This window comes from Thalassobaculum salexigens DSM 19539, assembly GCF_000423805.1.
GTDB lineage: Bacteria > Pseudomonadota > Alphaproteobacteria > Thalassobaculales > Thalassobaculaceae > Thalassobaculum > Thalassobaculum litoreum.
The window spans coordinates 215,340-229,172 of sequence record NZ_AUIR01000012.1 but is presented as its reverse complement, the minus strand read 5'-3'; the positions used below and the strand labels follow the sequence as shown (position 1 = coordinate 229,172).

At 66.8% G+C, this 13,833-nt stretch carries 12 protein-coding genes; 8 read left to right on the top strand and 4 right to left on the bottom strand.

Going from position 1 to position 13,833, the window contains the following annotated elements:
- Positions 1–2: 2 nt before the first annotated feature.
- Both G578_RS0101085 and G578_RS0101080 read right to left on the bottom strand, forming a co-directional pair.
- On the bottom strand, positions 3–872 hold the full coding sequence (locus tag G578_RS0101085) for an FAD binding domain-containing protein (RefSeq protein WP_093149982.1): 870 nt from the start codon (positions 870–872) through the stop codon (positions 3–5).
- A gap of 149 nt (positions 873–1,021) precedes the next feature.
- Positions 1,022–2,650 (bottom strand): amidohydrolase, encoded by a 1,629-nt coding sequence (locus G578_RS0101080; RefSeq protein WP_028792688.1) that lies wholly within the window; start codon positions 2,648–2,650, stop codon positions 1,022–1,024.
- A gap of 131 nt (positions 2,651–2,781) precedes the next feature.
- On the opposite strand from G578_RS0101080, the gene G578_RS0101075 reads away from it, so the two are divergent.
- The 8 genes from G578_RS0101075 to G578_RS0101040 all read left to right on the top strand — a co-directional run bounded on the left by G578_RS0101075 (position 2,782) and on the right by G578_RS0101040 (position 11,998).
- Complete coding sequence (locus G578_RS0101075; RefSeq protein ID WP_051243483.1) at positions 2,782–3,582, top strand: MBL fold metallo-hydrolase; 801 nt, start codon at positions 2,782–2,784, stop codon at positions 3,580–3,582.
- Positions 3,583–3,666: 84 nt separating this feature from the next.
- Positions 3,667–4,773, top strand: coding sequence for an ABC transporter ATP-binding protein (locus G578_RS0101070; protein ID WP_038012989.1), 1,107 nt, complete (start codon positions 3,667–3,669; stop codon positions 4,771–4,773).
- Positions 4,774–4,829: 56 nt separating this feature from the next.
- Positions 4,830–6,020 carry an ABC transporter substrate-binding protein gene (locus G578_RS0101065; RefSeq protein ID WP_028792685.1) on the top strand — a complete coding sequence of 397 codons (1,191 nt, stop codon included), beginning with the start codon at positions 4,830–4,832 and terminating at the stop codon, positions 6,018–6,020.
- Between the two features lie 153 nt (positions 6,021–6,173).
- The gene (locus tag G578_RS0101060; RefSeq protein WP_028792684.1) at positions 6,174–7,010 is read left to right on the top strand and encodes an ABC transporter permease; all 837 of its coding nucleotides are present in this window, start codon (positions 6,174–6,176) and stop codon (positions 7,008–7,010) included.
- Complete coding sequence (locus G578_RS0101055) at positions 7,007–7,837, top strand: ABC transporter permease (RefSeq protein WP_028792683.1); 831 nt, start codon at positions 7,007–7,009, stop codon at positions 7,835–7,837. The genes G578_RS0101060 and G578_RS0101055 overlap by 4 nt, the downstream gene beginning before the upstream one ends.
- 51 nt (positions 7,838–7,888) lie before the next feature.
- A complete protein-coding gene (locus G578_RS0101050; protein WP_028792682.1) occupies positions 7,889–9,493 on the top strand; it encodes a zinc-binding metallopeptidase family protein in 1,605 nt (534 codons plus the stop codon).
- Positions 9,494–9,526: 33 nt separating this feature from the next.
- Entirely contained in the window at positions 9,527–10,540 is a 1,014-nt protein-coding gene (locus tag G578_RS0101045; RefSeq protein ID WP_028792681.1) for a dimethylarginine dimethylaminohydrolase family protein, read from the top strand.
- 534 nt (positions 10,541–11,074) lie between these two features.
- A complete protein-coding gene (locus tag G578_RS0101040; protein ID WP_211228829.1) occupies positions 11,075–11,998 on the top strand; it encodes a helix-turn-helix transcriptional regulator in 924 nt (307 codons plus the stop codon).
- Positions 11,999–12,212: 214 nt separating this feature from the next.
- On the opposite strand, the gene G578_RS0101035 is transcribed toward G578_RS0101040, so the two are convergent.
- Positions 12,213–13,112, bottom strand: coding sequence for an NAD-dependent epimerase/dehydratase family protein (locus G578_RS0101035; RefSeq protein ID WP_028792679.1), 900 nt, complete (start codon positions 13,110–13,112; stop codon positions 12,213–12,215).
- Complete coding sequence (locus G578_RS28020; protein WP_051243481.1) at positions 13,109–13,816, bottom strand: hypothetical protein; 708 nt, start codon at positions 13,814–13,816, stop codon at positions 13,109–13,111. Before G578_RS28020 ends, G578_RS0101035 begins: the two co-directional genes overlap by 4 nt.
- Positions 13,817–13,833 lie beyond the last annotated feature (17 nt).

The window sequence follows — 13,833 nt, the reverse complement described above, 5'->3', positions numbered from 1 at the left end:
TATCAGGTCCTCCCGGCGCGTTCGGCGGCGATTGCGGTCGTGCGTTTGAGCAGCACGCCGGCCACCTTTGTTCGGTAAGCGATGGTCCCGCGCTTGTCGTCGATCGGGTTGCAGGCCGCAGAGCAGGCGGCGGCGGCCTTCTCGATCGCGGCATCGTCGAGCGTGCTGCCGATCAGCGCCTTGGCGGCGTCCTCCACGAGCAGCACGGTCGGGGCGACGGCGCCCAGGCCGACGCGGGCGGCAGTGCAGGTGCCCCCCTCCAGGGTCAGGCTGACGCCGACGCCGACCACGGCGATGTCCATCTCCGTGCGCGGGATCATCCGCAGATAGGCGTCGCTCGACCCTTTGGGACGTGCGGGGAAGGTGAAGCTGACGAGGATCTCGCCCGGCTTCAGGTTGGTCTTGCCGGGCCCGGCGGGCACGTCCTCGACCTTGAGCTCACGGCTGCCGTTCGGTCCCTTGATCGTCGCCACGGCACCGGCCGCGACCAGGGCGGGGACCGCATCGCCGGCCGGCGATCCGTTGCACAGGTTGCCGCCCATGGAGGCGCGGCCCTGCACCTGGGTGGAGCCGATCAGGTTCAGCGCCTCCAACACGCCCGGCCAGGCCTTGCCGAAGTCCGGGTCCTCCTCGAGGGCTGCGCCCGAGATGGCGGCGCCGATCTTGAAGCCGCCATCGGCGGTCCTCTCGATCGCCGTCAGTTCCGGGATCTTTTTCACGTCGAGGATGGTGCTCGGCTTCAGGAGGCCGGAGCGCATCTGCACCAGAAGATCGGTTCCGCCGGCGAGAATGCGCGCGGCGCCCTCGGCCGCGGCGTATTGGGCGATCGCATCGTCGAGCGTCTGCGGCGCCAGATATCGAATGTCGGACATGGCCCTTCTCGTTTTCCTTTCCCGGACCCGCATCCCGATGACGCGGGGTCCCCTCTTCTGCGGGGGATTGCATACAAAATGCTCCGTCGCGTCAGGCTACGACGGCGAAAGCGACTCGGTCACCCCCCAAAGATTTCGGGGGATTTCACTCAACGCTGGTGGACGACTCTACCGCCTATGACCGTCATGTCGACCTGCACTTCGCGAATCTCTTCGGTCGGAATCGAGAAATAGTCTCGGTCGAGCACCGCGACGTCGGCCAGCTTGCCGATTTCCAGCGAGCCCTTCAGGTGTTCCTCGCGGCCGGAATGGGCGCCGAGCCAGGTATAGGCGTTGAGCGCCTCGGTCGGGGTGATCGCCTGGGAGGCGTCCAGGTCGCCGCCGGTATCCGACATGCGGTTGACCATCGACCACAGCGCCAGGAACGGGTTCGCCTGACAGACCATGGCGTCGGAGTGGCCGGGGGCGGGGATCCCGGCGTCGATCATCGCGCGGTGCGGCCACATGCGGGCCATGGCCTGCTGGCCGCGGTTGGCGATATAGGCGTCGCCCAGGTCGTACATGAAGCCGGTGGCCGAGCTGTCGATCACGCTGAGCTTCTTCAGGCGCTCCTGAAGGGGTGGGGTGACGTAGCAGCAATGCTCGACCCGCATCCGGTGGTCCTCTATCGGGTGCTGCTCCAGACAGTACTCGATGGCGTCCAGCGCGAAATCGATGCCGCGGTCGCCCACGCCCTCGATCATCACCTGCAGCCCGGCCTTGTGGGCGGCCAGCGCCCGGCGCTTCAGGTCCTCCAGCTCGTACAGCAGGACGCCGGTATTCGGCTCCGGCTCGCCTTTGATCTTCTTGCCGACATAGGGCTCGTAGTAGGCGGCGGTGCGGCCGGAGGTGGAACAGTCGGGGCACCACTCGACGCCGATGATCCGCACCCAGTCGTCGCCGAAACCGGAGCGGATGCCTGCCGCGGTCAGCGATTCCACGAGGCCCGCCTCGCGGCCCGAGGCGATGATGCCGACCCGCATGTTCAGGCGGCCCTGGTCCTTCATCATCTGGTAGGCGCGGATGCCCTTGGACGGGGTCAGCGAGTTGTAGACCGAGGTGATGCCGTAGGATGTCCACTCCGCGAACACCTTCTCCAGCCCGGCGGCGATGCTGTCCGGCGTGTCGCCGTCATGCACCCGGTCGAGGAACAGATGGGCCGCCGTCTCGCGCACGATGCCGGTCAGCTTGCCGGTGTCGGGATGCTTGTCGAAGGCGCCGAATTCCGGCGGTTGGGTGGTCTCGTCGATGCCGAGCTCGGCGAAGGCGCGGCTGTTCGCCAGGCCGATATGGCCGTCGGTGCGCAGGATGAAGAGCGGGCGGCCCTGGGCGGCCTGGTCCAGTTCCTCGATGGTCGGATAGCCGCCGGACTTGTTCTCGTTCAGACGGTATCCGGCGACCCATTCGTCGGGTCCCTTGCTCGCCGCCACGTCGGACAGGCGGGCCAGCAGCGCCTCGCGGCTCTGGATCCGGTCGGGGCTCAACAGCTCCCAGGAGGCGAGGCGGGCGGCGTAGGCGTCGGGGTGATTGTGGCTGTCGACGATGCCGGGGATGGCGGTGCGGCCCCCCAGGTCGACGACCTTGGTCTCCGGCCCGATCAGTGCCTTGACCTCGGCGTTGTTGCCGAGCGCCACGATCCGGCCGTCGCGCGCCGCCAGCGCCTGCACGAAGCTACCGGCCGCATCCATGGTGGCGATACGCCCGTTGGTCATCACCAGGTCGGCGGCGAGGCTCGTCATGTAAGTCTCCGGCTGTGCTTGCGCGGGAAGGGAGGGCATGCTGTGCGCCCGCCAATCCTCGCGAGGATCGCTGTGCCAGACAAGCGCCCTTCCTCGCGGCCTCCGTTTTTCGCCTGATCAGGGAGACAGCGATGCTGCCCGGTTCCATCCCCGGCCCGACTTTCGACCGCCTGCCGACCGCCGACAACTGGTTCGCCATCGAATGGCTGCCCCTCGGCGTGCTGCGGATCTGGGAGCCGCATGTCTCCCGCCTGCTGCGGGCCAACATGTTCCTGGTGCGCGGCCGCGACCGCGACCTGCTGGTGGATGCGGGAATGGGTGTGTGCAGCCTGCGCCGCTTTCTCGACCCGTTCATCGACAAGCCGGTGGTGCACGTTCTGAGCCATGCCCATGTGGATCACATCGGCTCGGCCCACGAGTTCGCCGAAGACCTGCGCATGCACGCGGCCGAGGCGGAGGTGATGCGCAACCCGCCGGCCGACCTGCAGCTCTCCTTCGACGGGTACAGCGAGAAACGGAAGGAAGACCTGCGGAAGTCCGGCTTCGATGTGTCGGGCGCGCTGATCGCCGCCTCGCCGTCGCCGTCGTTCCAGCCGGAAACGTGGCGCGTCCCCGGGGCGGAGCCGACCGCGCTGCTGGCCGAGGGCGACACGGTGGATCTCGGCGATCGCAGCTTCCAGGTGCTGCACACGCCGGGCCACAGTCCCGGCTCGATCTGCCTGTGGGAGGCGGAAACGGGGGTCCTCCTCGGCGGCGATACGATCTACGATGGCCTCCTGATCGACACCCTGCCGGACAGCGATCCCGCTGCCTATGCTGTTTCTATGCGCAGACTAAAACAACTAAATGTGTCTGCGGTGCATGGCGGACACAGGGAAAGCTTCGGTCCGGCGAAGTATCAATTTCTAATTGATCAATATTTGGGCAGTTAATGCTCGAAATTTGGGCTTGCGCGCCTGTTGCCTAAAAGCGCAGCATACCGGTCTCGCTATTCGGTGAGTAAGGGATACACACACATGCCGGACGGATCGACCGGGGCGCGGAGCGGCCACGCCCTGTCATTGCGGAACCTTTCGAAGGTCTATGGATCGCTTGCCGCGGTCGACGGTGTCGACCTGGATGTTCCGCGCGGATCGTTCCTCACGTTGCTGGGCCCGTCCGGCTCCGGCAAGACGACGATTCTGATGGCGATCGCCGGCTTCGTGGAGCCGAGCGGCGGCAGCATCCTGCTGGACGACAAGGACATCACCCGGTTCCCGCCGGACAAGCGGAACTTCGGCATGGTGTTCCAGGGCTATGCCCTGTTCCCGCATATGACCGTGGCGGACAACATCTGGTTCCCGCTCAAGGTGCGCGGCGTCTCCAAGGCGGATGCCACGGCGAAGATCAAGAGCGCGCTGGAGCTGGTGCAGATGGGCCATCTGGCCGAGCGCTATCCCTCGCAGCTCTCCGGCGGCCAGCAGCAGCGCGTCGCGCTCGCCCGCGCCATCGTCTTCGAGCCTGACCTGCTGCTGCTCGACGAGCCGCTGTCGGCGCTGGACAAGAAGCTGCGCGCCGACCTGCAATGGGAGCTGAAATCGCTGCACCAGCGCCTGGGCACCACATTCATCTACGTCACCCACGACCAGGAAGAGGCGCTGTCCATGTCGGACACGATCATCATCCTGCGTGACGGCAAGATCGAGCAGCAGGGCCGGCCGGGCGCCCTCTACGAGAAGCCGGCCACCCGTTTCGTCGCCGACTTCCTGGGAAAATCCAACTTCCTGCAGGGCACGGTGGGCGAGAAGAAGGACGGCGCCTTCACCTATGTCTGCGGCGGCCAGCCGCTGGTGCAGGTCGGGGCGGCCGAACATACCAAGGTGAACGGCGACGTCGTCGTGGCCCTGCGCCCGGAGAAGATCGCGCTCTCGGCCGAGCGGCCGGCGGCGACCAATGCGGTCTCCGGCAAGATCACCGCCTTCAACTACTACGGCTCGGCCTATCATTTTCAGGTGCAGACCGAGGCGCTGGGCGAACTGATCGCCACCACGCCGGCCTGGACCTGTCAGATCGAGCCGTCGATCGGCAACACGATCTGGCTCGGTTGGGAGCCGGACGCGTCCGTGGTCGTCCGCGACCGCTGAAACCTTTAGAAATCCGCGGTTGGCAGGGGGCCGGCCGCCAATGTGAGGAGCCTGGCATGACCTTGACCAAGACCCTGTACGAAAAGGATCTCTATCCCGAGATCGAGGACGCCGGAGACAGCGACTTCGCCCGTGACTGCGTGGAGATCGCGGCGGAGCGGCTGGAGAAGGGGCAGATCGACCGACGCACCTTCCTCCAGGCCATGGCGATCCTGGGTGCCGGCACGTCCGTCATGACCCTGGGCGGCGGGTCCGCCAAGGCGGCGACCGAGGTCGTGGTCGTGAACTGGGGCGGCCCGGCGGTCGAAGCCTATCAGAAGGCGTTCGGCGATCCGTTCGAGAAGGCTACCGGCAACAAGGTCGTGATCGACGGCACCGGCCCGCTCGGCTCCAAGATCAAGGCGATGGTCGACGCGGGTGCGGTGACCTGGGACGTCTGCGACACCGGCACCGGCACCACGCTGGTCCTGCAGAAGCAGGGCGTGCTCGAGCCGATCGACTACTCGATCGTCGACAAGTCGAAGATGCAGGAGAAGTTCGCCTACGAGTACGGCTGCGCGAACTACATGTTCAGCTTCGCGCTGACCTACAACAAGAAATCCGTGTCGTCCGAGCCGACCGGCTGGAAGGACTTCTGGGACCTGGAGAAGTTCCCGGGCAACCGCACCCTGCGCAAGCAGCCGAACGGCATGCTCGAGGCCTGCATGATGGCCGCCGGCCGCTCGCCGAACGAGGTCTATCCGATCGACATCGACCTGGCGGTCTCCAAGCTCAAGGAGATCAAGGACTACGTGATCGCCTGGGGCTCGGGCTCGCAGAGCCAGGAACTGTTCCGCACCGGCGAAGTGGTGATGGGCAACATCTGGCACACCCGCGCCAACCTCCTGAACCAGGAGACCAATGGCGACGTGACCTGGACCTGGAAGGACGGCATCGTGACCGCCGGCATGTGGAACGTGCCGAAGGGCAACCCGGCCGGTGTGGAGACCGCGATGAAGTTCATCGCCTCGGCCCAGGATCCGGAGCAGCAGCTGGTTCTGTTCAACGCCATGGGCAACGGCCCGGCCAACCCGGCCGCCGCCGACATGGTGCCGGCCGACAAGAAGTACATCGATCCGGGCCAGCCCGAGAATCTCGCCGTCCAGGTCCTGCAGAACGGCCCCTGGTACGAAGAGGACAGCGGCGTTCGGAACCTGACAAACGACGAGCTGTCGCGCGAGAAGTGGCTCGACGCCCTGTCGTCGTAATCCGATCGGTCATTAGAGCAAATCACGATCAGATGGAGACATCTGATCGTGTGAATTTGCTCTATCTTTAAGAGCTTAGAGGGCGGTTCACGGTTCGGATCGATTCGATCTGAACCGATCGCTCTCTAGACAAAGGGCATTGGCAGGCCGCACATGCACGCTTCACTTCGCCGGGTCTATTGGTGGCTGATCGCGCCGGCGGTCCTGCTCATGCTCGTCTTCTACATCTATCCGCTGATCCAGGTTCTCTGGATCAGCGTGACCGATCCCGTGCCCGGGCTCGGCAACTACAGCGAACTGATCGACAGGGCGCTGATTCACCGGATCTGGATGACCACGATCCGGGTCTGCGTCATCACCACGGTCATCACCGTGGTCTGCGGCTACATCGTCGCCTACACGATGGCCCAGGTCGGCGAGCGCCAGCGCACCTGGATGATGTTCTGCGTGCTGCTCACCTTCTGGCTCAGCGTGCTGATCCGCGCCTTCGCCTGGGTGATGCTGCTGCGCACCCAGGGCCTGATCAACACGGGGCTCCAGGAGCTCGGGTTGATCGACCAGCCGCTGCGCCTGGTGCGCAACGAGTTCGGCGTGATCGTCGGCATGGTGCATTTCATGCTGCCGCTGGCGGTGCTGCCGATCTATTCCAACATGACCGGCATTCAGGACCGGCTGGTCAGCGCGGCGCGCGGCCTCGGCGCCTCGCCGTGGGTGGCGTTCAAGGACGTCTACCTGCCGCTGAGCAAGCCCGGCCTGATCGCCGCGACCATTCTGGTCTTCGTGTTCTCTCTCGGCTTCTTCATCACCCCGGCCCTGCTCGGCGGCGGCAAGGTGGTGATGATCTCCGAGTACATCCAGGTGAGCTTCGAGGAGACGCTGCGCTGGGGGCAGGCGACCATGCTGGCCTCGACCCTGCTGTTCTCAGTGTTCCTGTCGCTCGCCCTGGTGGCCCGCTTCGTCGACCTGAAGAAAGTGTTTGGTGCGCGATGAAAAAGGATCCGCGCGTCGTCTTCGGCCGCTGTGTGGTCTATGGCCTTGCCTGGACCGTGCTGGCCTTCCTTGTCCTGCCGATGATCATCGTCGTGCCGGTCTCGTTCACCGACCAGTACTATCTGTCGCTGCCCAAGGAAGGCCTGTCGCTTCAGCACTATGCGGCGTTCTTCGAGAAGGAGATCTGGCTGGCCGCCACGCTCGACAGCGTGATCGTCGCCACCTGCTCGACCGTCGCCGCGCTGGTGCTCGGCACGCTCTGCGCCATCGGCTGCTGGCGGCTGGCGAGCAACGCGGCGGAGTCCGTGCGCACCTTCATGCTGACGCCGATCATCGTGCCGACCATCGTGCAGGCGCTCGCCATGTACCGGTTCTGGATCGATCTCGGGATCATGGACACCTATTTCGGCCTGATCCTGGCCCATACCCTGATCGCCATCCCCTATGTGGTGATCACCGTCTCGGCCTCCCTGGCGAATTTCGACGTCCGGCTGGAGCAGGCCTCGCGCAATCTCGGCGCCTCGACCTCGCAGACCATCCGTTGGGTGATCCTGCCGAGCATCGTGCCGGGCATGCTGTCGGGCGCGCTGTTCGCCTTCACCATCTCGTTCGACGAGATCGTCGTGGCGCTCTTCATCACCAGCCGCAACGTCTATACCCTCCCGAAGCGGATCTGGGACGGCATCCAGGATCACCTCGATCCCACCATCGCCTCGATCGCGACCATGCTGATCGTGATCACGCTGGCCCTGCTGCTGACCGAGCTTTGGGCCCGTCAGCGGCGGCGGGCGCGGCTGACCGAGCGGATCGAGGGCGGCGAAGCCTGATCTTCCGGCGCCGGTTTCGGCCGGTCGCCTTACACATCGACGGAGACGACCATGACCGCGGAGCTGACGCCCGCCAAGCGGACCGCCCTTGCCTGGGTCGAGGCCAATGCCGAGCGCCTGTCGCGCGATCACATGGAGATCTGGCACCTGCACGAGCCGTCCTGGCGCGAGTACAAGTCGGCCGCCTGGTATGTCGAGCGCCTGCGGGCCGAAGGCTTCGAGGTCGAGCCGGGATCGGCCGGGATGCCGACGGCGCTGTGCGCCACCTGGGAGAACGGTACCGGCGGGCCGACGATCTGCTGCTACGCCGAATACGACGCCGTGGTCGGCTCCAGCCAGGAGGCGGTGCCGTATCGCAAGCCGCGCGAGGGGGTGCATCCCTATGCCGCCGGCCATACCGATCCGCACTCGGCGCTGGGCCTCGGCGGCCTGACCGGCGCGCTGGCCATGCAGGCGGCGATGAAGGAACACAGCATCGCCGGGCGCATCAAGTTTTTCGGCGAGCCAGCGGAGAAGATGTGCGGCTCCAAGCCGATCCACGCCAGCCACGGCTATTACGACGACATCGACGCGCTCATCAGCTTCCACCCGACCTCGCTGCCGGATCTCTCCAACACGGTGATCTGGGAGACCCATTGCGGCTGCTACTGGTCGAAGGTCTACACCTTCGAGTCCGTGGATCCGGAGACCTGGGGCTCGGCCGGCGAGCGCAAGGGCTCGCAGAACAGCCACGCCATCGCCCGCGCGCCGGCGGCCCTGGACGCCATGTGCCTGATGTACACGACCACCAAGTACACCAAGGAGAACATGCTGCCGCACCGGGGGTCCTGGACCCTGAACGAGGCGATCCTGAACGGCGGGTTCGCGACGGCCGACAACCTGCCGCCGCGGTTCTCGCAGATCCAGTACGCCTGGCGCTGTCCGTCCATCGAGATGGCCGAGGCGATCGAGCGGGTGCTGGACAACAACGCCGAGCATGTCGCCGGCCTGACCCATTGCCAGGTCACGTCCGAGTGGGTGACCAAGACCCGGCCGGGCATGGCGAACAACGCCCTGGCCGAGATCACCTACGCCAATTTCGAGCTGGTCGGCCCGCCGAAGTTCACCGACGAGGCCAAGGAGTTCGGCCGCGAGATCATCCGCAACCTCGGCTACGACGCGCCGGAGGAGCCGTTCCCGGAGATCCTGGAACAGCTCGTCGATCCGAAGGAGGGCGAGGCCATCCTGCGCTCGCAGATCCCGTCCTGGCAGAAGAACTACACCTCCGACGACTACACCGACATGACCTGGCACACCCCGACCGTGCGCCTCTATGTCGGTCGCGCGGCGCTGAAGAACCCGGCGCCGGGGGTGAAGGTGCCGCACTGGTGCCACTGCGCGCTCGGCGGCGTGCCGGGGGCGATGGACCCGATGTTCCTCACCGCCGGCAGGGTGATCGCCACCACCGGGCTCGAGCTCATGGAAAGTCCTGAAGCGCTGGCCCGCTGCAAGGCGGAGTTCGACGAGCGCACCGGGGGCGGCATCGGCGGCGACAAGTGGGTGCCGCCGCTGCTCGGCAAGAACGCGCCGGCGCCGATCCACTTCCCGTGGCCGGAATACGTGGAGACGGTTCGCGGCCCGGAATGGGTCATGCCGACGCCGCCCGTTCAGGACTGATTGAAGACGACGACCAGAAGGAGGAAACCCGCCATGGGCGCGGTCAGCGAGTTCGAATACCGCTACAACATGACCATCAAGACCTTCCCCAGCCACGAGGAGCCGGGCTTCGAGAGCGCCGAGCAGCAGGAGACGGTCTGGGGCCGCAAGTGGGGCTGCGACAACGATGTCGGCCGGCTCCGTATGGTGCTGATGCATCGGCCGGGCGAGGAGATGAAGATCCTCGACCCGTCCAAGCGCCTGGAGCATCTGGGATCCTACGGCGACGCCGAGGGTCAGTCCTGGTACTGGCGCGGCGACAAGATCCACACGATGGAAGAGCAGCAGGAGCAGCATGACGGCCTGGCCGACGCTCTGCGGGCCGAGGGCGTGGAGGTCGTCTACCTGAAACGCTGTGCGCCGGGTAAGCACAAGTCGATCTACACCCGCGACAGCTGCATCGGCGTGAAGGGCGGGGCGATCGTCACCCGGCTCGGCCCGATCGTGCGCCGCGGCGAGGAGGCCCCGGTCACCGAGACCCTCGGCGCCCTCGGCATGCCGATCCTGCGCACCGTCCACGGCACCGGGCTGATGGAGGGCGGCAGCTTCGTGTGGCTGAATTCCAAGACCGCCGTGATCGGCCGCTCCTCCCGCGTGAACGAGGAGGGGACCCGCCAGGTCGAGGAAGTGCTGAACGCCCAGGGCGTGGAACTGCTCCGGGTCGACCTGACCGGCTACCGGCTGCATATCGACGGCGCGCTGGTGATGATCGACGTGGACACCGCGATCATCAACCCGACCCAGCTGCCGTTCTGGTTCCTCGGCAAACTGAAGGAGCTGGGCATCCGCACCATCGAGGTGCATCCGGACGATCCCTCCGGCGTGGTCAACTGCATCGCCGTGAAGCCGGGCCGGGTGATCATGGAGGCGGGCGCCTCCAAGCACACCGCCGACGCGCTGGACAAGCTCGGCATCGAGATCGTGCCGGTGAAGTACGACAAGATCTTCCAGGGCGGCGGCGGCATCCACTGCTCGACCTCGCCGCTGATCCGCGACTCGGTCGACTGACAGCGGGCCTCTGGACCCTATCGGGCCGCCCGTTCCGCAGGTGCGAAGGCATCGACGGGAACGGGCGGCCGTCGCCGTCCGTATCCGCGCTCTACCATAAGGCGGCCTGATCTGGCCGACCGACACAGGCCTGTCGGGTCGTGCCGGTCTTTGTGTTAACCATAATGCAAGATTGATCGTAGCCGATCTGGCCCGTCCTCGCCCCCGAGAGATGTGTAACTCGCATCAGTGGCGGCCCACTCTTCGGCTTCCGTTGCCGCATCTTATTTGCAATCATTTCGCGTTTCCGGCGTGCGGTCGGAGAAGCCTGGACCGGAAACCAGTGCATTTCTCGCAGTTGAGATTGCGAACTATTCGCAAATTGCCTATTTTAGAGCCGTCTGCATGTCAGTCCGAGGATCGTCACGTATGAGTCACGTCAGCCGTCGAGTGGGCCGTCGCTCGGCCGACCGGTCCGATCTTGCCGTCGAGCCCCTGCAACCGGGCCTGCAGCATGGGGAGCCTGATTATTCGGTGCGTTGCGAGAAAATGTCGGTGCCGTCCCATCCGATGGACGGCCGATCGATCTTCCAGGATTTCGCCTCGGGCATAAGCCTGCACGCGACCGACGCGATCGAGATGGCGGATATCCAGTCCCGCGCCACCCTGCAGCCGGGCGTGAGCCTGCTCTTGCTGCTTGAAGGCGCGGTCGACGCGACCGTCGAGGGGACGGCGATCCAGTGCAATGCCCGGCGCGGTCCGGTCGGCCGGATCATTTCCGTCACCCGGCCCACCACCCTGCTGCGCACGTCCACGCGCGGGCGCTATGTGCGCAAGGTGACGCTGCGCATTCCGCTGGCCTGGTTCGAGGAACGCGGCTGCGGCGATCCGGCCTCGACCCTGTCGCGGGAACTCGCCACCTTCCTGCGAACCCATAATTCGGTGAAGGAGTGGGAGCCGTCGACCGGCGCGGTGCGCAGCGCCGAGGATCTCCTGGCCCGCAGCGCGGACGGCGGCGTGCTCGCCAGCATTGCCGGTGAGCGCGACATGCTGAACATGCTGGCCGATGCGCTCTCGGCCTTCCGTGACGACGAGCAGCGGCCGATGCCGCGCCACCTGCGGTCCCGCGACATCGTGCGGGCCCAGACCGCGCGCGAGCTGATCCTGCGCAGCCTGGACGACGGCCTGCACCTGCCGGATATCGCCGAGCAGACCGGCATGAGCGTCAGCACCCTGCAGCGGGTGTTCCGCGACTGCTTCGGCCAGACGGTGATGGAGTTCGCCCGGGTACGCCGCCTGGAGATGGCGCGCGACCTGCTGGACCGGGACGGGCTGTCGGTCGGGGACGTGGCCCAGCGGGCCGGTTATTCCAGCCCGGCGAATTTCGCCACGGCGTTCCACCGGGAATTCGGCTACCCGCCCTCCCAGGTCAAGGAACGCGCCCGCCGCGCCGCCATCGCCGAGACCGAGCAGGTTTAGGCGCCTCCCGCCTCATTCCAGTCGCACCCCCCAATCCGTCTCCCCAGCCTTGCGCCGGGGCTCAGGGTACAGGCTTGCCGGAGCGTGGGAGGCGTGATTCCGGGCGCTCCCGCGCGCGGCGGCCTCGGTCCCGGCGCAGGGCCGGGAAGACGAGGAAGGGGGGAAGGACAGCCAGGCTCCCGTCACCCTCTCGCTCACCCGGCTCCCGTCACCCTCACCCCGTCCCCGCGTTTCGGTAGAACGCCACCGTCTGGGCCAGTCCGTCCCGTAGCGCCGTATGCGGGAGGTCGCCGAGAACCGCCCCGATCGGGCTCGGCGCGATGACCGGGTGCAGCGGCAGGGGCGGCCCGGCCCAGTCGATCGCCGCACCCGGCACGAGATCCTCGATGCCGGCAGCGATCGCCGAGATATCCGCCACCTCGCCGACCAGGGAGAAGGCGTGCGCGCCCTCGAACGGCCGGGTCGCCGCCGCCTCGAACACCGCGGCCACGTCGTCCACATAGATCATGTCGGCGGCACCGGAATAGCCGATCGTATAGGGTCGGCCGGCCACCGCCTCGCGGCAGGCGATGGACGGCCCTGCCGTCAGCCCGGTCTCGCGGCCCGGCCCGTAGACGATCGCCGGCCGGAAGCCGACGCTGGAGATCCCGGCATCGTGCCAGTAGGCCCGCCCGCTGCCCTCGCAGGCCAGCTTGAAGGCGCCGTAATGGGTGGTGGGGTAGGGGATGGCGCCGTCGTCGGGTCCGAACACGCCGGCGCTGCTGGCATAGGCGACGCCGCGCAGCCCGTGCGCCTTGGCCGCCTCGAACACGTTGAGGGTGCCGATCAGGTTGACCTGGGCGCCGAGGATCGGGTTCTCGGCACAGGCCGGGGTCAGCAGCGCGGCCAGATGGATCGCGAAGTCGCAGCCCTCGGCCGCCCGCAGTACATCGTCGCCCGAGGCGACGTCGCCGGTGCGCCACTCGACCCGGTCGGCCATGTCCCCGGCGATCGCACGCACGATGCCGCGCTCCTCGCGCCGGTCGAAGACGCGCACGTCCAAGCCCCGGGCGGCGAGGCGGCGGATGATCCAGGCGCCGAGAAACCCGCCGCCACCGGTGATCAGGACGGTCATGCCGTCTCTCCCGCGGCCATGTCGGCGGCGGTGAGCTGATAGGCGAGGTTGTAGACGATCGTCGCCGGACTGCCGACGCCGCAGCCGCTGTCGGCGATGGCCGCCTCGATGTCGCCGGCCGAGGCGATCAGCTCGGGCAGCCCGCTGCCTTCCACCAGGACGATGGCGTCGAACTCCTTCTCGCTCATCTTCGGACGCAGCTCGGTCTCCTTCGTCTTCACCCCGGAGATCTCGCGCCGGGCGAGGCCGATATGGGCGCAACACGCCCCGGTCACCCCCAGCAGGGTCCGGCTGAGCTGTTCCGCCTTGGCCCGCACATCGGCCTCGCCGGCGCCGTCCAGGAAGTCCAGCCGGACGGTGGCCATAGCCCCGCCGTCTCCGACGCCGCTGGAGACCAGCCGCTCGCAGGCGACCCGCAGGAAGTTGCGGAAGGTCGGCTGCACCTTGTTGCTCCAATCGGTCGGGTTGTTCAGCCGCTCCAGATAGGCCGGCGAGCGGAACACCTCGGCCGTCTCGCCGCCATAGACCGTGCCGTAGCGGTAGCGCGGCAGGGCGTGGTTGATCAGCCGCTTGCCTACGGTGAAGCCGGGAATGGAGAGCCGCTCGGGCATATGCTCGCGGGTGTGCCACTCCATGTATTCGGTCCAGGAGGCCGGATCGATGTCGTGGAACAGCGCCAGAAAGGCGGAGCCTGTCAGGGCCATGGGGTTTCCTCGTGGTT

Bases quoted from the DNA above. Each gene is read 5' to 3' on its own strand.
- G578_RS0101085 (WP_093149982.1), bottom strand. From the start codon at position 872: ATGTCCGACATTCGATATCTGGCGCCGCAGACGCTCGACGATGCGATC.
- G578_RS0101080 (WP_028792688.1), bottom strand. From the start codon at position 2,650: ATGACGAGCCTCGCCGCCGACCTGGTGATGACCAACGGGCGTATCGCC.
- G578_RS0101075 (WP_051243483.1), top strand. From the start codon at position 2,782: ATGCTGCCCGGTTCCATCCCCGGCCCGACTTTCGACCGCCTGCCGACC.
- G578_RS0101070 (WP_038012989.1), top strand. From the start codon at position 3,667: ATGCCGGACGGATCGACCGGGGCGCGGAGCGGCCACGCCCTGTCATTG.
- G578_RS0101065 (WP_028792685.1), top strand. From the start codon at position 4,830: ATGACCTTGACCAAGACCCTGTACGAAAAGGATCTCTATCCCGAGATC.
- G578_RS0101060 (WP_028792684.1), top strand. From the start codon at position 6,174: ATGCACGCTTCACTTCGCCGGGTCTATTGGTGGCTGATCGCGCCGGCG.
- G578_RS0101055 (WP_028792683.1), top strand. From the start codon at position 7,007: ATGAAAAAGGATCCGCGCGTCGTCTTCGGCCGCTGTGTGGTCTATGGC.
- G578_RS0101050 (WP_028792682.1), top strand. From the start codon at position 7,889: ATGACCGCGGAGCTGACGCCCGCCAAGCGGACCGCCCTTGCCTGGGTC.
- G578_RS0101045 (WP_028792681.1), top strand. From the start codon at position 9,527: ATGGGCGCGGTCAGCGAGTTCGAATACCGCTACAACATGACCATCAAG.
- G578_RS0101035 (WP_028792679.1), bottom strand. From the start codon at position 13,112: ATGACCGTCCTGATCACCGGTGGCGGCGGGTTTCTCGGCGCCTGGATC.
- G578_RS28020 (WP_051243481.1), bottom strand. From the start codon at position 13,816: ATGGCCCTGACAGGCTCCGCCTTTCTGGCGCTGTTCCACGACATCGAT.